This is a genomic window from Butyrivibrio fibrisolvens, assembly GCF_037113525.1.
Lineage (GTDB): Bacteria > Bacillota > Clostridia > Lachnospirales > Lachnospiraceae > Butyrivibrio > Butyrivibrio fibrisolvens.
Window position 1 is genome coordinate 1 of record NZ_CP146963.1, and the last position, 22,027, is coordinate 22,027.

At 40.5% G+C, this 22,027-nt stretch carries 17 protein-coding genes and 1 other annotated feature; of the genes, 15 read left to right on the forward strand and 2 right to left on the reverse strand.

The features are described from left to right. The 13 genes from dnaA (at position 1) to WAA20_RS00065 (ending at position 16,842) form a co-directional block, all read left to right on the forward strand. Positions 1-1,392 (forward strand): chromosomal replication initiator protein DnaA, encoded by a 1,392-nt coding sequence (gene dnaA / locus WAA20_RS00005; RefSeq protein WP_073389356.1) that lies wholly within the window; start codon positions 1-3, stop codon positions 1,390-1,392. 272 nt (positions 1,393-1,664) lie between these two features. Next, positions 1,665-2,783 carry a DNA polymerase III subunit beta gene (gene dnaN, locus WAA20_RS00010; protein ID WP_073389354.1) on the forward strand — a complete coding sequence of 373 codons (1,119 nt, stop codon included), beginning with the start codon at positions 1,665-1,667 and terminating at the stop codon, positions 2,781-2,783. A 12-nt stretch (positions 2,784-2,795) separates the two neighbouring features. Beyond that, complete coding sequence (locus tag WAA20_RS00015) at positions 2,796-3,011, forward strand: RNA-binding S4 domain-containing protein (RefSeq protein WP_073389353.1); 216 nt, start codon at positions 2,796-2,798, stop codon at positions 3,009-3,011. After that, positions 3,008-4,111 carry a DNA replication/repair protein RecF gene (gene recF / locus WAA20_RS00020; RefSeq protein ID WP_073389351.1) on the forward strand — a complete coding sequence of 368 codons (1,104 nt, stop codon included), beginning with the start codon at positions 3,008-3,010 and terminating at the stop codon, positions 4,109-4,111. Before WAA20_RS00015 ends, recF begins: the two co-directional genes overlap by 4 nt. Before the next feature lie 34 nt (positions 4,112-4,145). After that, on the forward strand, positions 4,146-6,095 hold the full coding sequence (gene gyrB / locus WAA20_RS00025; protein ID WP_073389350.1) for a DNA topoisomerase (ATP-hydrolyzing) subunit B: 1,950 nt from the start codon (positions 4,146-4,148) through the stop codon (positions 6,093-6,095). 101 nt (positions 6,096-6,196) lie between these two features. Then, entirely contained in the window at positions 6,197-8,887 is a 2,691-nt protein-coding gene (gyrA, locus tag WAA20_RS00030; RefSeq protein ID WP_073389348.1) for a DNA gyrase subunit A, read from the forward strand. A 293-nt stretch (positions 8,888-9,180) separates the two neighbouring features. Beyond that, complete coding sequence (locus WAA20_RS00035; RefSeq protein ID WP_073389347.1) at positions 9,181-10,650, forward strand: GGDEF domain-containing protein; 1,470 nt, start codon at positions 9,181-9,183, stop codon at positions 10,648-10,650. Between the two features lie 136 nt (positions 10,651-10,786). Next, positions 10,787-11,084: a binding site (T-box leader), on the forward strand. Positions 11,085-11,272: 188 nt separating this feature from the next. Beyond that, positions 11,273-12,301: an anthranilate phosphoribosyltransferase gene (gene trpD / locus WAA20_RS00040; RefSeq protein WP_073389345.1), complete on the forward strand. Its 1,029-nt coding sequence runs from the start codon at positions 11,273-11,275 to the stop codon at positions 12,299-12,301. A gap of 81 nt (positions 12,302-12,382) precedes the next feature. Then, positions 12,383-13,204, forward strand: coding sequence for an indole-3-glycerol phosphate synthase TrpC (gene trpC, locus WAA20_RS00045; RefSeq protein ID WP_073389343.1), 822 nt, complete (start codon positions 12,383-12,385; stop codon positions 13,202-13,204). Position 13,205: 1 nt separating this feature from the next. Next, positions 13,206-13,886, forward strand: a complete 681-nt coding sequence (locus WAA20_RS00050) for a phosphoribosylanthranilate isomerase (protein ID WP_073389342.1) — start codon at positions 13,206-13,208, stop codon at positions 13,884-13,886. 69 nt (positions 13,887-13,955) lie between these two features. After that, positions 13,956-15,143, forward strand: a complete 1,188-nt coding sequence (gene trpB, locus WAA20_RS00055) for a tryptophan synthase subunit beta (protein ID WP_073389340.1) — start codon at positions 13,956-13,958, stop codon at positions 15,141-15,143. Between the two features lie 104 nt (positions 15,144-15,247). Continuing rightward, positions 15,248-16,042, forward strand: coding sequence for a tryptophan synthase subunit alpha (gene trpA / locus WAA20_RS00060; protein WP_073389339.1), 795 nt, complete (start codon positions 15,248-15,250; stop codon positions 16,040-16,042). 203 nt (positions 16,043-16,245) lie between these two features. Beyond that, complete coding sequence (locus tag WAA20_RS00065) at positions 16,246-16,842, forward strand: zinc ribbon domain-containing protein (RefSeq protein WP_073389337.1); 597 nt, start codon at positions 16,246-16,248, stop codon at positions 16,840-16,842. 201 nt (positions 16,843-17,043) lie between these two features. Here WAA20_RS00065 and WAA20_RS00070 read toward each other — a convergent pair whose 3' ends face one another. Then, entirely contained in the window at positions 17,044-18,132 is a 1,089-nt protein-coding gene (locus WAA20_RS00070; protein ID WP_073389336.1) for a hypothetical protein, read from the reverse strand. A gap of 134 nt (positions 18,133-18,266) precedes the next feature. Further along, entirely contained in the window at positions 18,267-19,424 is a 1,158-nt protein-coding gene (locus WAA20_RS00075) for an MBOAT family O-acyltransferase (RefSeq protein ID WP_330393666.1), read from the reverse strand. Positions 19,425-19,460: 36 nt separating this feature from the next. Between WAA20_RS00075 and WAA20_RS00080 the strand changes: the two genes are divergently transcribed. Together WAA20_RS00080 and WAA20_RS00085 are read left to right on the forward strand one after the other, a co-directional pair. Next, on the forward strand, positions 19,461-19,709 hold the full coding sequence (locus tag WAA20_RS00080) for a hypothetical protein (RefSeq protein WP_242951218.1): 249 nt from the start codon (positions 19,461-19,463) through the stop codon (positions 19,707-19,709). A gap of 264 nt (positions 19,710-19,973) precedes the next feature. Next, positions 19,974-21,482, forward strand: coding sequence for an alpha-N-arabinofuranosidase (locus tag WAA20_RS00085; RefSeq protein WP_073389333.1), 1,509 nt, complete (start codon positions 19,974-19,976; stop codon positions 21,480-21,482). Positions 21,483-22,027 lie beyond the last annotated feature (545 nt).

Sequence of the window (22,027 nt, forward strand, 5' to 3'; positions counted from 1 at the left end):
ATGTTATCCGATGAAATTACATCAATATTAAGTGACAGCTGGGATCATGTTAAAGATGCCGTTAGGGAAGAATCAGGCATAACTGATATTTCTTATCGTACCTGGATCGAACCTCTTTCATTCTATGAATATAACGGCGGCGTTGTTTTTATTCTAATACCTTCTGATAATTCAATCGCCCACAACTACATAATGACTCATTACCAGAACTTCTTTAAGGTCGCTATTTCTGAGCTTATAGGAGAAGCTGTTGATGTTTCTTTCATACTTCAAAAAGATGCCAATATTAATAATGAAAAGACATCTGATTTTGATTCGGAAAAAGAGACTCAATCCTCAAGTCTTAACTATGAAAATTCAAATCTAAATCCAAAATACAGATTTGATACTTTTGTAGTAGGATCCAATAATAAATTCGCGCATTCTGCATCCCTTGCAGTAGCTGAGTCTCCAGGAGAAAGCTATAATCCTCTTTTCCTGTATGGAGGTCCCGGACTGGGTAAGACTCACCTTATGCATTCCATCGGTCACTTCATTATGGAGCATAATTCATCTGCAAAGGTTTTATATGTAACATCGGAAGCTTTTACTAACGAAGTTATCGAATCCATCCGTTCCGGTAAGCAGGAATCAATGTCCAAGCTTCGTGAGAAGTATCGTACAGTTGATGTACTTATGGTCGATGATGTTCAGTTTATTATAGGAAAAGAGTCTACGCAGGAAGAATTTTTCCACACCTTTAATGAGCTTCACCAGGCTGGAAAACAGATAATTCTTTCTTCAGACCGTCCTCCAAAGGAAATGGAAACACTCGAAGAAAGGTTCAGATCCCGTTTCGAAATGGGACTTATCGCTGATATCCAGGCACCTGATTATGAGACAAGAATGGCGATTCTTCGTAAAAATGCAGAGAACTTCGGTAATCACATCGATGATGAGATCCTTGAGTATATAGCTACAAATATCAAGAGTAATATCCGTGAGCTTGAGGGTGCTTTTAATAAGATAATCGCATACTCTCGTCTTAATAATGTAGAGATCAATATTGATAATGTAAAAGAAGCTTTGAGAGACATCATCTCTCCTGAAGAAAATAAGATCATCACTCCGCAGCTTATCGTAAACACTGTATGTGAGCAGTACGGCGTAAGACAGGAGGATGTTGTATCCAGAAAACGTAACTCAGAGATCGTTCTTCCAAGACAGATCATTATGTTCCTTTGCAGGGAGATGACAGATATATCACTTGAAGAGATTGGAAGGATCCTTGGTAAAAAAGACCATACCACAGTCATGTCGGGTATAAGTCGTATAAAAGCCAAGCTTTCTACAGATGAGGATCTTGTTAAGAATGTGGATATAATCAAGAAAAAGCTTGGACCGACATCCTGATAGATCTTAAAAGTGGAAAATATATTTTATTTATTCACTTTTTTGCACAGTTCGTGTCCTATTTATCAACAGTCTTTTCATTGTAAAAAAGCATGTAAAATTGTATAATAATAAAGGTTTTGCACTTATAAACATTCTATATTATTTAGATTATTATTTTATTCTTTTTCTTTTATCTTCACCGGGGTGACCTCCCATTAGAAATTTTTAGGTGGATAAAACAAATACCTGTATATATAAATTTTTGACGACAGAAAGGAAGTATCGGAGCTATGAAATTTGTATGCTCGAAATCAAATCTTGTTAGTGGACTTCAGATTGTTTCTAAGGCTGTTCCAGCTAAGACAACAATGTCTATTCTTCAGTGTATATTAATCGACACCACAGAAGGAGTAATAAAATTCATAGCTAATGATATGGAGCTTGGTATAGAGACTATAGTTGAGGGTAATATCCTTGACAGAGGCTATATCGCAATAGATGCAAAGATCTTCTTTGACATCATCAGAAAGCTTCCGGATAACGATGTAACTATTGAATCCCAGAACTCTGAGGGTAATATCAAAGTTACTATCAGCTGCGAAAAGGCTAAATTTACTATTCTTGGAAGAAGCGGAGATGACTTCTCTTATCTTCCATCAATCGAAAGAATAGACGGAATCCATGTTTCACAGTACACACTTCGTAACATCATCCTTCAGACTATTTTCTCAATCTCAGAGAATGATACTAACAAAGTCATGAGCGGTGAGCTGTTCGAAGTTGATGGAAACATGCTTAAGATGGTATCTCTTGACGGACACAGAATCTCAATCCGTAAGGTAGAACTTGCTCAGAGCTATGGTTATAAAAAGGTTATCGTACCGGGAAAGGCATTATCTGAAGTATCCAAGATCCTTACAGATTCTACAGAATCAGTTGTAAGCATTTTCTTCACAGATAAGCACGTTCTCTTTGAGTTTGAGAAGACTGTAGTTGTATCAAGACTTCTTGAGGGTGAGTATTTCAACATCGATCAGATGCTTTCATCTGACTATGAGACCAAGCTTACTATCAACAGAAGAGAATTCCTTGATTGTATAGACCGTGCTACTCTCCTTGTAAAAGAGGGTGACAAGAGACCTGTTATTATCTCAATCGAGAACGGATTTCTTGAAATGAAGATCAACTCTGCTGTTGGTTCAATGGATGAAAAGGTTGATATTGAGAAGCAGGGTAAGGATCTTAAGATCGGTTTCAATCCTAAATTCCTTATCGACGCTCTTCGTGCGATCGATGATGACAATATCGATATGTATCTTGTAAATCCTAAGGCTCCATGCTTTATCAAGGATTCAGATGCAAGTTATACATATCTTATCCTTCCGGTAAACTTTACCACAGTAGATTAATAGAGGTTAGAAATGGATATAGTTAAGTTAAGAGAAACAGACGATTTTATAAAGCTTGGACAGGCCCTTAAGAAGGCTGGTTATGAGCAGTCCGGAGCAGATGCCAAGGAAGATATCCAGGCAGGTCTTGTAAAGGTTAATGGCGAAGTTGATACAAGACGCGGTAAGAAGCTTGTTCCGGGTGATGTTGTTGAGTACAGAGGCAGGAGTTTTAAGGTCGAAAGATGATAATAAAACAGCTGGAGCTTTTAAACTTCAGAAACTATGAAGAACTTCATCTTGATTTCGACAGAGGAACCAATATTCTGTACGGCGACAATGCTCAGGGCAAGACCAATATACTTGAAGCGATATTCATGTCAGCAACGACCAAATCTCATAAAGGTTCAAAAGATCGTGAAGTAATACGATTTGGTAATGATGAAGCTCACATTAGATCAATAATTGAAAGAGACCATGCCGAGTATAAGCTTGATATGCACCTTCGAAAAAGTAAGACCAAAGGCCTTGCAATCGATGGACAGAAGCTTAAAAAGGCAGCTGATTATGTAGGGCATCTAAATGCAGTTTTTTTCTCACCGGAAGATCTTGCAATAGTTAAAAACGGACCTTCCGAGAGGCGAAGATTTCTGGATCTTGAACTGTGCCAGCTTGATGAGACTTATCTTTATAATCTCTCAAGATTCAACAGGCTCATAGTTCAGCGCAACAAGATGCTTAAAGAGATGTATGATCATCCGGAATACAGACCGCTTCTTGATGTGCAGGATGATCAGATGATCACTTACGGAACACAGATCATTAAGGCAAGAGAAGAATTTATTGGTAATCTCTGCCGCATATTAGAGCCTATACATGAAAAACTTACGGGTGGGCGCGAAAATCTCAAGATTTTCTACGAACCCAATGTATCAGCTGATGATTATGAAAGTAAGCTAAAAAAAGCTAAAGACAGAGATCTGTTCCTAAAGCAGACCAGTGTTGGACCGCAGAAGGACGATTTCTCTTTTATTGTTAAGGCAGCTACAGGAAGTGATGCCATAGATATCAGGAAATTCGGTTCCCAGGGCCAGCAAAGAACTGCTTCTCTCTCACTTAAGCTTTCTGAGATAGAGATCGTAAAGCAGGCCAAGAAGGAAAATCCGGTACTCCTTCTTGATGATGTGCTTTCTGAGCTTGATTCAAACAGGCAGAACTACCTGCTTGATACCATAGGTGATATTCAGACCATAATCACCTGCACCGGTTATGATGAGTTTGTTAATCATAGATTTGAAATAAATAAGCTGTTCAGAGTAGTAAACGGAACTGTTACATCAGAAAACTGATTCCAAAATACAGCAGATAAAAAGAGGTTTATAAATGTCTAATAACGAAGCAGTACAGTACGGCGCGGATCAAATCCAGATTCTTGAAGGACTCGAAGCAGTTCGTAAAAGACCTGGTATGTACATTGGAACAACTGCAGCAAGAGGTCTTCATCACCTTGTATACGAGATCGTTGATAACTCAGTAGATGAAGCACTTGCAGGAGCTTGTGACCACATCGAAGTTACAATTACACCCGGAAATACTATTATCGTAAAAGATAATGGACGTGGTATACCTACAGGTATCAACCACAAGTCAGGACTTACAGGTGTAGAGGTAGTATTTACCATCCTGCATGCAGGCGGTAAGTTCGGCGGTGGAGGATACAAGGTATCCGGCGGTCTCCACGGCGTTGGTGCATCAGTAGTTAATGCCCTTTCAGAATGGCTTGAGGTTAAAGTAAGACAGGGCGGCAAAATCTTCCAGCAGCGCTATGAAAGAGGACACGTATGCTATCCTCTCAAAGAGATTGGAACATGCGAACCCTCCGATACAGGTACAACTGTAGAATTCAAGCCTGATGCAGAGATATTCAAAGAGACAACTGTATTTGATTATAATGTTTTAAGACAGAGACTTCGTGAGATGGCATTCCTTACAAGAGGACTTAAGATCACACTTAAGGATGAGAGAATTCCTGAGGATGCTGAGATCAAGGAGCCAAGAGTTGAGAACTTCCACTATGAAGGTGGTATAAGCGAATTCGTTGCTTATCTTAATAAGTCCAAGACTCCTCTTTATGATCAGATCATGTATTTCGAAGGAGACAAGAACGAAGTACATGTAGAAGTATCTGTTCAGCACAATGATGCATATAACGAAAGCATTTATACCTTCGTTAACAATATTAATACACCTGAAGGCGGAACACATCTTGAAGGCTTCAAGATTGCTACAACCAAGATCTTTAATGATTATGCCAAGGCTCAAAAGCTGGTAAAAGAATCTGATGAAAACCTTACAGGTGAAGATATCCGTGAAGGTATGACAGCGATCATCTCTGTAAAAATAGGTGATCCTCAGTTCGAAGGTCAGACCAAGCAAAAGCTCGGTAACTCCGAAGCAAGAGGAGCTGTAGCAAGTATCGTATCTGAGCAGCTTACATACTTTCTTGAGCAAAATCCTCAGATTGCTAAGACTATCATAGAAAAAGCAGTTCTTGCACAGCGCGCAAGAGATGCTGCAAGAAAGGCAAGAGATCTTACAAGACGTAAGACAGCACTTGACGGACTTGGACTTCCGGGAAAACTTGCTGACTGTTCTGACAAGAATCCTGAAAATTGCGAGATCTTCATCGTTGAGGGTAACTCCGCAGGAGGATCTGCCAAGAACGCAAGAAGCCGTGCTACACAGGCTATCCTTCCTCTTAGAGGAAAGATTCTGAACGTTGAAAAAGCAAGCGTTGACCGTATTTATGGAAACGCTGAAATAAAGACAATGATCACAGCATTTGGTACAGGTATCCATGAAGACTTTGATATTTCAAAGCTTCGTTATGGCAAGATCATCATCATGACCGATGCCGACGTAGATGGTGCTCATATCGCAACACTCATGCTGACATTCCTTTACAGATTCATGCCTGAACTTATCAAGCAGGGCCATGTATATCTTGCACAGCCACCGCTTTATAAGCTCGAAAGAAATAAGAAAACATGGTATGCATATTCTGATGAAGAACTTAACAACATCATCGCTCAGGTAGGACGTGACCAGAACAACAAGATCCAGCGTTATAAGGGACTTGGTGAGATGGATGCCGAGCAGCTCTGGGAGACAACAATGAATCCTGAGACAAGAACTCTTCTTCGTGTAAACATGGATGAAGATGCAGTTTCAGAGCTTGATGTAACCTTTACTACTCTCATGGGTGACAAGGTAGAACCAAGAAGAGAGTTCATAGAAGCAAATGCCAAGTTTGTTCAGAACCTTGATATTTAAGACAATTGCATTTGGGTTTATGACTTTGAGATCTTAAAGATAAATAACAATTCATGGAAAAGATATATTTTTTCCCATGAAAAAAGAAAAGGAAAAAAATAATGGCTGACAATGAAAATCAGAACGGAATAAACTCCGGAAATGATCTTCCAGATGATGTCTTTGATCAGACAGAAGCGACCAATACGACAGATATAACGGAAGTAGATTTAAAGAAGACAATGGAGACATCCTATATAGACTATGCGATGTCTGTTATAGCATCAAGAGCGCTCCCTGACGTAAGAGACGGTCTTAAGCCTGTTCAGAGACGTGTACTCTACTCCATGGTCGAACTTAATAACGGACCTGATAAGCCACATCGTAAATGTGCGCGTATCGTTGGTGATACAATGGGTAAATTCCACCCACACGGCGATACATCAATCTACGGTGCACTTGTTTATATGGCCCAGCCCTGGAATATGAGATATTGCCTTGTAGACGGTCATGGTAACTTCGGTTCAGTCGATGGCGACGGACCTGCTGCTATGCGATACACAGAGGCAAGACTTACCAAGATCTCTATGGAGATGGTGGCTGATATCAACAAGGATACAGTAGACTTCGTACCTAACTTTGATGAGACAGAAAAAGAGCCTGCTGTTCTTCCAAGTAGGATCCCTAACCTTCTGGTTAACGGAACTACAGGTATTGCTGTAGGTATGGCTACTAATATCCCGCCTCACAACCTTCGCGAAGTTGTAAGAGCCATCAATCTTATGATCGACAACAAGGTTAACGAGAACAGAGAGACAGAAATAGATGAACTTCTTCCTATCATCAAAGCTCCTGATTATCCAACAGGTGGAATAATCCTTGGAACAAGAGGAGCTGAAGAAGCTTACAGAACAGGTAGAGGTAAAGTAATCTGCAGAGCCGTTACAGATATTGAACCTATGAACGGCGGTAAGAACAGGATCGTTGTTACTGAGCTTCCTTACCTTGTAAACAAGGCAAAGCTCATCGAAAGAATCGCAGATCTTGTTAAGAACAAAAAGATCGACGGTATCACTGCTCTTCGTGATGAGTCCGATAAGGACGGTATGCGCATTGTTATTGAGCTTCGTCATGATGTTAACGCACAGGTAATGCTCAATAAGCTCTACAAACACACAGAGCTTCAGGCATCATTTGGTGTGATCATGCTTGCTCTTGTTAACAATGAGCCTAAGATCCTTTCTCTTGATAAGATGCTCAGATACTACATCTTACATCAGGAAGAAGTAGTTACAAGAAGAACAAAGTATGATCTTGGTAAAGCTGAAGAAAGAGATCACATACTGCAAGGCCTCCTTATAGCGCTTGATAACATCGATGAAGTTATTAAGATCATCCGCGGAAGTGATACAGTTCAGAGTGCCAAAGATCAGTTAATGGCTCGTTTCGGACTTTCAGAAGCACAGGCTCAGGCTATCGTAGACATGAGACTTCGTACTCTGACAGGTCTGGAAAGAGACAAGCTTCAGGCTGAGCATGAAGAACTTCTCAAGAAGATCGCTGAATATAAGGCAATCCTTGCTGATCATAATCTCCTTCTTGGAGTTATCAAGAAAGAGATCACTGAGATCGCTGATAAATACGGCGATGACAGAAAGACTCAGATCGGACATGATGAAGCTGAATTCGAAGATGAAGACCTCATCCCGAATGTTAATACAGTAATCGCTCTTACATCTCTTGGATATATCAAGAGAATGGCTATTGATAACTTCAAGGCTCAGAACAGAGGCGGTCACGGAATCAAGGGTATCAGTACTATTGACGGAGACTATGTAACAGATCTTCTCATGACTACAACGCACAACAATGTGATGTTCTTCACATCAACAGGTCGTGTATACACAATGAAGACCTATAAGATTCCGGAAGCATCCAGAACATCCAGAGGAACAGCTATTGTCAATCTCCTGCAGCTGGGACCTGATGAGAAGATAACAGCTATCATCCCTGTTGGAAGCTTCGAAGAAGAAGGCAAGCACCTGTTCATGGTTACTAAGAAAGGAACAGTCAAGAAGACTCCTATCAAGGATTTTGCCAATATCCGTAAGAACGGTCTTAGATGTATAAATCTTGAAGAGGATGATGAGCTTATCGAAGTTAAGACTACCAGAAGCAGCTCAGATATCTTCCTTGTAACAAAGAACGGAATGTGCATACGCTTCAAGGAAACAGACGTTCGTGCAATGGGACGTGACGCAATGGGCGTACGTGGTATGATGCTGGACGGTGATGATGAGATCATCGGAATGCAGATAGACTCTCAGGGTTCGTCTCTTCTTGTAGTATCAGAGAATGGATACGGTAAGCGCACCAAGCTTGAAGAGTTCAAGACTCAGTACAGAGGCGGTAAAGGACTTAAGTGTTACAGGATCATAGAAAAGACAGGTCGTCTTGTTGGTGTTAAAGCTGTTAATGATGAGCACGAAGTTATGATGATCACTGATCAGGGTACTATCATCCAGCTTAGAATGAGCGATGTATCTATATACAGCCGTATCACATCAGGCGTAAGACTTATAAAGCTTGACGACGGTGCAAGTGTTGTAAGTATCGCCAAGGTTCGTGAGAAGGTATCAGATGGAAGCGTTGAATATGAAAATATGGACGATGCCATGGAAGATATAGGCGAAGATGAAGTGACAATGTCTGACGACTATGATGAAGATGATATGGCTGATTCAGAAGAAAACGATGAAGATGCTGAAGATATTGAAGAGTCTGAGGATATTGATGAATCTGAAGATGAATGATTGAAGAGATATTACTTTTTAAACGAAGTGATAAAATAATTGAACGAATTGAAAAAAGTAATAGGGTCATTGATCTGTAAAAAATAATTAGAATTAGTAGAGAGGTGAAATCGCTGCGGTTTCATCTCTCTTTTTTCATAAAGTATGACTTTTTGTCACTTCGTTCCAAAAGTCATGTAATAAAGATATATTACTAATTAAATTAATCTTATAGACCGATATATATTTGTAGAAGCGCGACTTTTCAAGAAGTAATCAAACCATTATCTTGCTCTTTAAAAAGGAGTAAAGCCATGCTGAAAATAGGTCTGTTAGTATCTAATCTGAAAAGTGAAGAAATCAGCAATTTTTGTGCCGGAGCAATTCGTGCTGCGGAAAAAGAAGGAATATTTCTGACCATACTTCCCGGAGGAAAGATCCTGTCTGATGAGCAGAAGGAAAATATTGAAAGCTTCGAATACCAGGAGACGGTTATCTTTGACTATGTCAACGGAGATAACTTTGACGGACTTTTGATCGATATAGATAAGATCGGTGAAGACGTATCTGATTTTGATAAAGACAGATTCCTTGGGCGTTTTCTTTCTGAAAGGATTCCCTTCCTGACATTGTCAGAATTCAGAGACCACAAGACCATTAATAATCCATGGAAAAAGCATGATATGATCCAGGGATATCAGGCTGTTCTTGATATGGAAAACTATATTACAGCAGGAGAACTCCCGCTTCCAAAGGATGATATCTGTATACCTCCAATCGAGACAACTGCAGCTGATACGATGAAACAGCTTGGGATCATGGTAGATAAGATCATACATACGTCAGGTAACGGAGTAGACATCTATAAAAAGATAATGACAACCCTTGCTCATGGTGGAGTCAAAAATGCCATAATTCTGGTATATGGAGATGGTATAGCAAATACTCCCAAAAATCCTTGGATAATGCCAGAAACGATCCTTGTTAAAGGAATCCTTAATGACGGAAAAATACTGGATCTGCCTAAAGGAACGATCGTTGGCACCATGAATCTTCTTGATGAATCAACAGAAGAAGCCATGAATCCGGGAGGCTGGATAGTAAGAACACTTTTTTACAATGAAAACCAGAATGGTGTAATTGCAATAAAGGTTAGTCCCCAGTATATGATCCCGGGATTTGAGAGTCTGATGTATGAGATCATACAGGCTGCTGTTAATGATGCATTTAAAAATGTGATATGCCAGAGCATGGCTGAAGAGATCAGAGCACTTCAGGAAGAGGTCGAAAGAGGCGATTCTATTCTTGACCGTCTTGGAGAAAAAGATCTTATGACAAATGAGTACAACCGAAGAGGCTTCTTTACCCATGCTTATGATTATATGCAGAACGAATACACAGAAGGCCGATATGCCATCATCTCCTATGTAGACCTTGATACTATTACTACTATCAACGACCTGTATGGAAGACCTGAAGGTAATAATGCTGTAAAAAGAACTGCGAAAGTCCTTCACAATGTATTTGGAGAAGATGCTCTTGTGGGAAGGATAAGAGGAAATGAATTCGCAGTACTTCTCATAACAGACAGAAAAGACAAGATCGATTATCTGAGAGCATCCATGCAACAGCAGAATGCAAGACTTATGGCCGAGCAGGATAAACCATATACGATACACCTGATGTTTGTAATAAGCAGTTTTGAATATAATAAAAACATAAGACTTGAGGATATGCTCAAGGAAGCTGATCAGAGTCTTAGAAACATGAAAGACATGATCTAGACAAAATAAAGCTATAAATACATGATGAAATTAATGTACGATGTAGCGATTTTATCATTTTGAAATAAAAACAATCTTATGGATTGACTTTTATTATTTATGCATTTATACTTTAATTCATTAAATCAAAAAAGTAGTTAAACCGTTGAACAGGACGAGTAAGTATGGCTGTTATTTTCAGAGAGCTGTTGGCTGGTGTGAAACAGCAATGACGAAATACCGAATGGACCTGCGAGGGCAGCCTGAAAGGATCATTCCGAGTAGGTGCTGACGGGAACCTGAACCGTTATCAGCCAGGCAGATATGTTGATCGTAACGATACAAAGTATCTGAAAGAGTGGGTAAACGAACCGAAAGGTCACGCACCAATATGGGTGGTACCGCAGAAGCTGTGAATGTACAATGATAGTAAATTCAAAGCCTTTGTCCCAGTTATAGTAACTGAGGCAGAGGCTTTTTTTATTACAAAATAGGAAAATCTTGTCTAGTAAAAAGTTCGGTAAAGATGATATCCATTGCTGAGCAAGAATTTATAGACATTCCTATTCCAATAGAACAAGTCGATGCTTCAAAACCAGAATTCTTGATTTAAGAATCATTTCCAAAAATGGAGGAAAAAGCAATGATCAAAGAAGCAATCGCACAGGTAGTAGCAGGTAAGGATCTTGACGAGCAGACAGCTAAGGCAGCAATGAGCGAGATGTTCGACGGAACAGCAACACAGGCTCAGATAGCAGCATTCATTACAGCACTTCGCATGAAGGGCGAGACAGTTACTGAAATCACAGCATGCGCTAACGTTATGAGAGAAAAAGGCGTCAGAGTTCAGCCAAGCACAGACGTTATGGAAATCGTAGGAACAGGCGGAGACCTTGTTGGAACTTTCAATATCTCAACAACTTCAGCATTTGTTATTGCGGCAGCAGGCGTACCTGTAGCTAAGCACGGTAACAGAAGCGTATCTTCAAAGTCAGGTGCAGCAGATGTTCTTGAAAAGCTTGGAGCAACGATTACACTTGAGCCTGACCAGATGATGAAAGTACTTGATGAAACAGGCATCTGCTTCCTCTTCGCACAGAAGTACCACTCTTCCATGAAGTATGCAGCACCTGTTCGTAAAGAGCTTGGAATCAGAACAATATTTAATATCCTTGGACCGCTCACCAATCCGGCAGCAGCCAAGATGCAGGTAATGGGTGTATATGACCAAAAGCTTGTTGAGCCACTTGCACAGGTTCTGTCTAACCTTGGAGTTACAAGGGGCGTTGTAGTGTGTGGAAGCGATGGAATAGATGAAGTTACTCTTACAGGTCCTACAACAGTATGTGAGATAAGAGAAGGTAACCTTCACACCTATGAGCTTTCACCTGAAGTCTTCGGCTTAAAGCTCTGCAAGCTTGAAGACCTGATCGGAGGAACTCCGCAGGAGAATGCTCAGATAACACGCGACATTCTCTCAGGCAAGGAAAAGGGACCTAAGAGAGATGATGTAATCTTGAATGCAGCTCTTGCTATCTATCTTGGAGTTGATGGAATCTCAATGGCAGATGCAGTTAATATGGCAAAAGAGACTATCGATTCAGGTAAGGCTCTTGAGACACTTGAAAACTTTGTAGCTGCTACCAATAAGTACGCAGAGCTTAGCGCATAATCAAAGAACAGATAGTGTACCGGCTACGGTGATACGAAAGTCGGTACACAGATACATAGATTTAATTATTAGAGGAAGCATATGATACTTGATGATCTTGTAGCTGCAACCAGTAAGCGACTCGAAGTAGAAAAAAGTCAGATTTCACCTGAAAAGATGAAAGAAATGGCTCTTGAAATCAGAGAGCGTGAACTAAAAGATACGGCTGGCGATGCAAGCAAGGATAAAGACTTTATTTTTAAAAGAAATCTTCAAGGCCCGGGAATCCATTTTATCTGTGAGGTAAAAAAAGCATCTCCTTCCAAAGGAATAATTGCTGAGGACTTCCCTTACATAGATATAGCAAAAGAATACGAAAAGATAGGCGCAGACGCTATTTCTGTACTAACAGAGCCTGACTATTTTAAAGGTAATATCGAATATATAAAAGATATACTTGATGCCGGAGTCACTACTCCCCTGCTTCGAAAGGATTTCACGATCGATGAGTATATGATCTACCAGGCTAAGGTATACGGCGCATCAGCAATACTTCTTATATGTGCGATCCTTGATGATGAAAGGTTAAAAGCCTATCACGAGCTTGCAACATCCCTTGGGCTTTCTGCAATAGTTGAAACCCATGACGAGGATGAGGTAAAAAGAGCTCTTGCTATAGGCGCTGAGATCGTCGGAGTCAACAACAGAAATCTTAAGGATTTTACAGTTGATCTTGGCAACAGCATAAGACTTAGAAAGCTAGTCCCACAGGATAAGATATTCGTTGCTGAAAGCGGGATCAAGACTGAAGAAGACATGATAAAGCTTAGGGATGCAGGCGTAAATGCAGTTCTTATAGGCGAGACTTTTATGAGGTCAGATGATAAGGGCGGCATGATACAAAGACTTAAGAGAGGGATTTAAAATGGTTAAGATTAAGATCTGTGGTCTGATGACCAAAGAAGATTGCGTAATAATGAACGGATTCAAGCCGGATTACTGCGGATTTGTTTTTGCTAAGACAAGGCACTATCTGACAGACCAGATGGCTGGAGATCTCAGAAACACACTGGATATCTCAATACCTACAGTTGGTGTATTCGTAGATGATGATATGAACCACATCGTAGATCTTTATAATAGCGCCATCATCCAGATAATCCAGCTCCACGGCCATGAAGACGCAGCCTACATAAATCTTCTTAGAGAAAAGATCGCAGCATCAGGTCCTGACAAAAAGCGCCACTACGATGAATTCGGCGAAGGCGCTCCAATCATGAAAGCCATAAGAGTCAAGGACGGATCAGAGTTTGATAATATAGATGATCTTCCTGTAGATATGCTCCTTTTAGACAATTATGTTGAAAAGCTTCCGGGAGGAACAGGACAAAGCTTTGAGCTTTCAATGATACCAAAGCTTAATAAGCCATATTTCCTTGCCGGCGGCCTTACTGCTGATAACATCCCTCAGGCACTTGTTCAGTCAAGACCATATGCAATAGACGTTTCATCTGCTGTTGAAACCGACGGACATAAGGACTGGAAAAAGGTTGAAAAGCTCATGAGAGTTATGGAAGCTTACAGACCTCAAACTCTCTTTGTATAGTAAATAGGCATAAAGCCTATTTACCGATGGAATCGTTTTATTTAATGATAACGAAAGGAATTAATTAACATGGTAACAAAAGGCAGATTCGGAAAATTTGGTGGCCAGTATGTTCCTGAGACACTTATGAATGCGATCACGGAACTTGAAGAAGCCTATAACAAATATAAGGATGACCCTGAGTTTAATAAGGAACTTACTGATCTTTTTAATAACTATGCAGGACGTCCATCGCTTTTATATGAAGCTAAGAAGATGACACAGGATCTTGGCGGAGCAAAGATATATCTTAAGCGTGAAGACTTAAACCATACAGGAGCACACAAGATCAACAACGTACTTGGACAGTGCCTTCTTGCAAAGCGCATGGGTAAGACAAGAGTCATAGCTGAGACAGGTGCAGGCCAGCACGGCGTTGCTACTGCTACTGTTGCTGCTCTCATGGGTCTTGAATGTGAGATCTTCATGGGTAAGCTTGATACAGAGCGTCAGGCTCTTAACGTATATAGAATGAGACTTCTTGGTGCCAAGGTTAACGCAGTAGAGTCAGGAACAGGAACACTTAAAGACGCCGTTAACGCAGCCATGAAAGAATGGAGTAGCCGCGTAGCTGATACCCACTACGTACTTGGCTCAGTTATGGGACCATATCCTTTCCCTACTATCGTTCGCGATTTCCAGGCAGTTATCTCCAGGGAGATCAAATCCCAGATGCTGGAAAAAGAGGGACGACTTCCCGATGCAGTTCTCGCCTGCGTAGGCGGAGGATCAAATGCGATCGGAGCTTTTTACGACTTTATCGAAGATGAGGAAGTTGAGCTTATTGGCTGCGAGGCAGCAGGCGAAGGCGCTGATACACCAAGAACAGCTGCGACAATAGCTACAGGTAAGCTTGGAATATTCCATGGTATGAAGTCACTCTTTTGCCAGAATGAAGATGGTCAGATCGCACCGGTATATTCAATCTCAGCTGGTCTCGACTATCCCGGAATCGGACCTGAGCACGCATATCTTAACGATATAGGTAGAGCTAAATACGTGGCTGTTACTGATGAAGAAGCTGTAGAGGCTTTTGAATACCTTTCAAAAACTGAAGGAATAATCCCTGCGATCGAGAGTTCACACGCCGTTGCTTATGCCATGAAGCTTGCTCCAAAGATGAGTAAGGACAAGATCATCGTAATTAACCTGTCAGGTCGCGGGGACAAAGACGTTGCAGCAATCGCTCGCTACCGCGGTGAGAATCTTCAGGACTAAGGAAGTTTGAAAATATAAAATTTTCAAACTTCACGAAGTGGTGTCGCGAGCTCCACCACTTCAACCATTAATCACTCGTTTCACTCGCGACATGAGGTTAAAAAATGACAGATATTAAGATAGCTGATGCCTTCAAAAACGGTAAGGCATTTATACCATTTATAACAGGCGGCGACCCTGACCTTGATACAACAAAAGAGCTTATTTTAGCCCTTCAGGATGCAGGAAGCGACCTTATCGAGATTGGAATTCCTTTCTCCGATCCTATCGCAGAAGGCCCTGTAATTCAGGAAGCTGACGAAAGAGCCCTTGCAGCAGGCACCACAACAGACAAACTTTTTGATATGTTAAAAGAGCTTCATGATGAAGGTAAAGTTACAGTTCCCATGGTATTCCTTACATACGCAAATGCTATTTTTGCCTATGGAAAAGAGAAATTCATGAAGCGTTGCGTTGAAAGCGGAATGCAGGGAATCATCGTTCCGGATATACCATTTGAAGAGAAGGAAGAATTTGAAGATGTGGCAAATGAAAATGGTATATCAATTATATCTATGATCGCTCCTACTTCTGAAGACAGGATCAAAATGATCGCAAAAGAAGCAAAAGGTTTCCTTTATGTTGTATCATCAATGGGCGTAACCGGAGTAAGAGAAGAATTTGCTACCAACATCGAAGACATGATAGCTACAGTAAGAGAAGTTTCAGACATCCCTGCCGCTGTGGGATTTGGAATATCGAACCCTGACCAGGCACAGGGCATGGCTGAAAAGTCAGATGGTGCCATAGTAGGATCTGCTATCGTTAAGATCGTAGGCCAGTATGGAAAAGACTGTGTTCCCCATGTAGCAGAATTTGCGAGACAGTTAAAGGATGGAGTTCAGAAGGCAACAGCATAATACTGATTACGGAACTTGAAATCATTTAATATTCAAACTTTTATGCTGCTAACTGACCTAAATTTTTAATTTTGTGCATTTCACGAAATAAAACTGTTAATTCGTCAAAAAAACACAGCATATAATAACTCTATATGCTATAATCTCAATAGCTAGTTAATTAGAAAATAATAAATTGAAAGTTTTTTCAGGAGGACGAATAAATGGCAAATTTCTTTGAAAAACTCGGGGACAGCATTTCTAAGGGAGCTGCAACAGTTAACCAGAAGGCTAATGACCTTATGGAGACAAACAAGCTTAACCAGGATATCAAGGCTGCACAGGCTCAGAAGGAAGCTGATATCGTTAAGCTTGGTCAGCTTTTATACAACTTCAAGAAGAACCCCGGAAGTGCAGAACCGGACTATGATGCAGTAATTGCAGACATGGACAGCATCGATGCTAAGATCGATTCACTTAAGAAGCAGCTTCAGGATCTTCGTAACGAGCAGATCTGCCCTAACTGCGGTAGCGCAGTACCGAAGGGAACAGCATTCTGCCCTAACTGCGGTAACAAGATGCCTGTACCTGAAGTTAAGCCTGTAAATCCTTGCCCAAGCTGTGGTAAGGAAAACACACCTGGCGACAAGTTCTGCCAGTACTGTGGAACACCTCTTAACCAGGAAGCACCTGCTGCTGAAGCAGCTCCAGTTGTTGAAGAAGCACCTGCTGCTGAAGCACCAGTTCTTATGTGCCCTCAGTGCGGAACACCTTACAACGAAGGTGACAAATTCTGCCAGAACTGTGGAAAGACATTATAATGTAGTTCAAAACATAAATGGTTTAAACTACTAGTAATCAAAATGTTACACATTTTGATTACCATAGTTAAGAAAAAATGCCCCGGTGACCAAGGTCATCGGGGCTGATTTTTTGTACAAATCTAGTAATAGAATTCTGGAAATCAAAATGTGCAACATTTTGATTACGTGTAGTTCGAAACATTTATGTTTTGAACTACCTTAAAATGCAACGTCATACAGGAACATATCGTTCTCTTCGTAATATATCAAAAGTTCATTCTCTATCTTATCAACATATTCATGCATTGATTCAAATAGTATATCTACATTTTCTTTTGTTACTCTGCTCTCTCCCGCTGCCATCTGCTGTTCCATGAAGTGATTGATCTCGGAAGTAAAGTGAAGGGTATCCATATAGTTATTAAGATTAGAAGTTATCTCTTCGTTATTTTTGAAATAGTAAACTTCAACATTGTCGTACTCAAGGAGGGCTTTGATGGCTGTTTCCTCATTATAGAGGTATGCGTCTGAGTCTCCCTGTCTGTAAGCACTGTCCCAGAAAAGAATTGAATATGCAGGGAAGAAAAACTTGAAGTTGGTTTCAGGGTGATTCGCAACCTGCGTGGTAAGTAGTTCTATGTTTGCTGCAAGATTTTCTGCGTACTCATCTTCTTTTTTCATTTCAGCTATGGTAGATGATCTTGCATAGTGACTGAGCATTCCAGCTTCGGAGAAGTCTTTGCCTGCTTCCCAGTTATAAGAGAGGTTATCATCATAATGCGCGAACACGGACTGGACCATCATATAAGGGATCTTTTTAAAAAGGACATCCTTGTTCCAAAGGTAGGTGTAATCATTAAAAGGATTCTTATCATAAAGATATGTTGGAGAGCCGGTTGTTTCGTAGGTTGGTTCGGGTGATGCCGAAAGTGAAGTTGTATCTATTGAGTAGAAAACATATTCAGGGCTGTGGTCTTCAAAAGCAACATCGAGAAGGTAACAAAGATCTGCGGTTGCGCCATAGGAGCGGATAGCCTTGATCACAGTTTCGCATCCAAAATCTTCTTCATACCAGGAGTTGTTATTGTTCTCTGCAACAGATGAACCGACGATAAGTCCCTGATATTCGAAATTGCGAAGAGTTCCAACGCACTGGTACTCTTTTTCCGTAAGAACAGGGGTCATTCCAAATAAAGGGCCGTGGTAATGATAGAAGGGGTCGAATATGACTACGACAAGGGCAACTACAAGAAGAAGTGCGACAATGCCGATGAGTATTTTTTTGATAAACTCCTTTGGTGTATTCATAGCATTCCTTATTTATAAACAATAGTTTGTATGATCTATAATAGATCAGATTTCAGATCAGATATCTCCTTGGTTTGAGAAAAAATAGAGTTCATTAGAGGAGAGATCAGAAACATAATTCGGGTGTTGTGCTTTTAAAACGTAAAGTATATAAAAGTCTGTACATTAGATAATGATAGGATAGACAATACTGCAAGTACTGCCAGAACCACGATTTGGCTGGTTTTAAATGTACTCTCCTGTGCTATCTCTCTGGCATTTTTCCTTGTCATAAGGAAAAGAGAAAATGCAAGTATGACTATCATAAGCACGAAGAAGAAGATGTTAAGCATATTTGGAGCAAAGAGCTGCACTGCTTCTTCTAATACATAGGTCTCTGAAAGAGAAAGGTTAGCTGCTGTCCTGTAAAGGAATCCAGGGAAGGTGAAGAAGGCGAGCTTCTTAACCATAACACCTCCAGTCACAAGGTCCGGGGCCTGGAAGATGATAACGCTGAAGGAGAAAAACAGGAAAGTCAGCACCTGTCTTATTTTCTTTGGAAGGATCTTTTTCTTGTGGAAATGATCGAATATAACAAGGATTCCGTTCAAAAGTCCCCATACAACGTAGTTCCAGCCGGCGCCGTGCCAGAGTCCTGAAATGAAGAAGATAAGGAGAATGTTGAATACAGTTCTTACTACTCCTCTTCTGCTTCCGCCAAGTGGGAAGTAAACGTACTTGGTAAGGAATCTTGAAAGCGTCATGTGCCAGCGCTGCCACAGTTCCTGAACGCTCGCTGCCTTGAAGGGCGAGTTGAAATTCTGGGGAAGCGTAAATCCAAGCATCTGTGAGATTCCATCGGCCATATCGCAATAGCCGGAAAAGTCAAAGTATATATTAAGTGCTGTAGCGATTCCTGCGACGATAACGCACAAGGTATCAAGATAATATGCCTGACTATAAGTGTAAGTAACGATCAGAGCGATGGTGTCAGCCATCAGAACTTTTTTAGAAAGACCTATAATAAAGAGGATAATGCCTCTTGCAAATCTGTCAGGGTCAAAGGAAAGCTTCTTTATATCATGTGTCTGTTCAATGATCTCAGAAGGGAAAGCAATAGGTCCCTGCATGATCTTTGGGAAGAAAAGCACATAAAAAGCGTAGCTTAGAAAATCGTAATGAGGAATCTCGCCTTTAGATCTGTCTATAACAAATGCGATCTGGGAAAAGGTGTAAAAGCTGATTCCCACAGGAAGAAGGAAAGCCGTAAAGGTATAATCCGTCTTAAAGATCGCATTGATGTTATCAACCAAAAATCCCGTGTATTTAAAATAACCGAGGACGGCGACATGGAATATTACCACGAGGGCGGTCAGCATTTTCGGAGCTTTTTTTCTTTTCTCTATAATATAGGAAAAAAGATATGTGACTGCCATGGAGATACCGATTATAACAAGGTACTTCCAGTTAAAGATCCCATAGAGCACTGCACTCATCAGGGTAATAAAGAGTATGGCAAGTCGCCTGTGGCCGAGTTTAAGCAACAGGTTCCATCCTGCAAGCAGCAGGGGCAAGAATATGAAGATAAATCCAAATGAATTAAAAACCATGTTTTTATACTATCACAAACATAATAGGATTAAAAATGATTATTTTTGATATAAATAGGGCAAAAAATGACTATACATTCATACTAAAATATTTTAGAATAACCTCAACGATTAGATACAAATACTGTATCTGTAGAATTTATTGATGATGTAAAGATAATTACAAAAATGCGTAGCTTCTGCGGTTTTTGTAATTCAATGAATTAATATCTTAATTCGATCAAAGAAACAAGAAATAGTGGGAGGTTTTTTATGAGCAAAGAAGTTAAGAAAGCTACGCTCTATGTAGACAGAAACATAGAAGTTGGGGAAGTTGACAAGAGAATCTATGGTTCTTTTATCGAGCACCTTGGACGAGCAGTATATGAAGGAATCTATCAGCCTGGTAACAAGTTCGCAGATAATGAGGGACTTCGTCAGGATACAATAAAGCTTATTAAAGAGATCGGAGTGCCGATCGTAAGATATCCGGGTGGAAACTTCGTATCAGATTTCCACTGGGAAGACAGCGTAGGACCTGTTGAGAAACGTCCTCATCGCATCGAGCCTGCTTGGGGCGTTATTGAGACCAATGAATTCGGTCTTCACGAGTTCATGAACTGGTCCAAGAAAGCCGGAACAGAGACAATGTACGCTATCAACCTTGGTACACGCGGAATCGAAGATGCCAAGAACGTTGTAGAGTACTGTAATATTAAGAAGAATACTCTTTATTCTGATATGCGTCGCAAAAATGGTGCTGAGGATCCATTTGATATTAAGTTATGGTGCCTTGGTAACGAGATGGACGGACCTTGGCAGATGGGGCACAAGACAGCTACTGAGTACGGACGTATCGCTAACGAAGCAGGTAAGATCATGAAGTGGATCGATCCTTCTATTGAAGTTGTAGCTTGCGGAAGTTCAAATATGGGCATGCCTACATTCGGTAAGTGGGAAGCTACAGTCCTTGAAGAGGGCTATGATACATTCGATTATCTCTCACTTCATACATATTATGGTAACCACGAGAACAACACACCTGATTTCCTTGCTTCTTCTGTAGATATGGACAAGTTCATCAGCGCTGTTGTATCTGTATGTGATTACGTTAAGGCTGTTAAGAAGTCTAACAAGCAGATCAACCTCTCTTTTGACGAGTGGAATGTATGGTATCACTCCAACGAGCAGGACAAGAAGCTTGAGAAGTGGATCGAGCATCCTCACCAGCTTGAAGATATCTATAACTTCGAAGATGCCCTCCTTGTAGGAAGTATGCTCATCACTCTCCTGCGCCACGCTGACAGAGTTAAGATTGCATGTCTTGCTCAGCTCGTTAACGTTATTGCACCTATCATGACTTCAGACACAGGTGCATGGAAGCAGACAATCTTCTATCCTTACATGCACGCAAGCCAGTTCGGTAGAGGCACAGTTCTTACATCTGTTGTTAAGACTCCTACATATGAGTCCAAGCACGGCGATGCTCCTTACATTGACAGCGTTGTTGTTAAGGATGAGGAGAACGGCACAGTTACTATCTTTGCTGTAAACAAAGACCTTGAGAATGACTTCGAGCTTACAGCTGACCTTCGCCAGTTCGCTGATTATAAGGTAAAAGAGCACATCATGCTCACACACGATGACCTTAAAGCTGTAAATACAGAAGAGAATCCTGATAATGTAGCACCTGTAGCTTACAATGGAACAAAGCTTGATAATGGAGTACTTACAAGCATTCTTCCTTCAAGAAGCTGGAATGTTATCAGACTTGAGAAATAAGATAGTTATTTAGATTTATGATCCCTGTTAGCGCCTTGTGGTGGTGGCAGGGATTTTTTGCGCGAAAAAGTGCAACAATAAAACTCTTCATTATGGAAGTAATGTGGATGATAGACGGATGATTTCCTAACAGAACAATGATTTTGTTCATCTACGAAAAAACGTTTCCTTAACGCTAAAAAATAATAATATTGTGCTGAAATATAGTGCAATTAAAGAATTTTTTAAATATATTTTCGTGAAAAAGAAAATGTTCGAATATGTGATAATTACTGCAAAAGTATTGACGAAATAATACCAACAATATATTATGGGTAAAGATTTTTAATAATTATTTATAGGCAAACGCTTTCCGGTGACGGGCGGACGCAAAGCTGTAAATCTTGGTGAGTAATCAAAGTTTTTGGGGAGACCATTCGGGGGGATTCCGATTTACTGATATGTATTACAATTAAATGCAAGATGGTTTAGCTGCAAAGAAGGATCTTTGCAGCTTTTTTTGTGTCTATAAACAAAAGGGATTGGCAACATAGTCGTTGTAAGGG

Bases quoted from the DNA above. Each gene is read 5' to 3' on its own strand.
- dnaA (WP_073389356.1), top strand. From the start codon at position 1: ATGTTATCCGATGAAATTACATCAATATTAAGTGACAGCTGGGATCAT.
- dnaN (WP_073389354.1), top strand. From the start codon at position 1,665: ATGAAATTTGTATGCTCGAAATCAAATCTTGTTAGTGGACTTCAGATT.
- WAA20_RS00015 (WP_073389353.1), top strand. From the start codon at position 2,796: ATGGATATAGTTAAGTTAAGAGAAACAGACGATTTTATAAAGCTTGGA.
- recF (WP_073389351.1), top strand. From the start codon at position 3,008: ATGATAATAAAACAGCTGGAGCTTTTAAACTTCAGAAACTATGAAGAA.
- gyrB (WP_073389350.1), top strand. From the start codon at position 4,146: ATGTCTAATAACGAAGCAGTACAGTACGGCGCGGATCAAATCCAGATT.
- gyrA (WP_073389348.1), top strand. From the start codon at position 6,197: ATGGCTGACAATGAAAATCAGAACGGAATAAACTCCGGAAATGATCTT.
- WAA20_RS00035 (WP_073389347.1), top strand. From the start codon at position 9,181: ATGCTGAAAATAGGTCTGTTAGTATCTAATCTGAAAAGTGAAGAAATC.
- trpD (WP_073389345.1), top strand. From the start codon at position 11,273: ATGATCAAAGAAGCAATCGCACAGGTAGTAGCAGGTAAGGATCTTGAC.
- trpC (WP_073389343.1), top strand. From the start codon at position 12,383: ATGATACTTGATGATCTTGTAGCTGCAACCAGTAAGCGACTCGAAGTA.
- WAA20_RS00050 (WP_073389342.1), top strand. From the start codon at position 13,206: ATGGTTAAGATTAAGATCTGTGGTCTGATGACCAAAGAAGATTGCGTA.
- trpB (WP_073389340.1), top strand. From the start codon at position 13,956: ATGGTAACAAAAGGCAGATTCGGAAAATTTGGTGGCCAGTATGTTCCT.
- trpA (WP_073389339.1), top strand. From the start codon at position 15,248: ATGACAGATATTAAGATAGCTGATGCCTTCAAAAACGGTAAGGCATTT.
- WAA20_RS00065 (WP_073389337.1), top strand. From the start codon at position 16,246: ATGGCAAATTTCTTTGAAAAACTCGGGGACAGCATTTCTAAGGGAGCT.
- WAA20_RS00070 (WP_073389336.1), bottom strand. From the start codon at position 18,132: ATGAATACACCAAAGGAGTTTATCAAAAAAATACTCATCGGCATTGTC.
- WAA20_RS00080 (WP_242951218.1), top strand. From the start codon at position 19,461: ATGGAATATTACCACGAGGGCGGTCAGCATTTTCGGAGCTTTTTTTCT.
- WAA20_RS00085 (WP_073389333.1), top strand. From the start codon at position 19,974: ATGAGCAAAGAAGTTAAGAAAGCTACGCTCTATGTAGACAGAAACATA.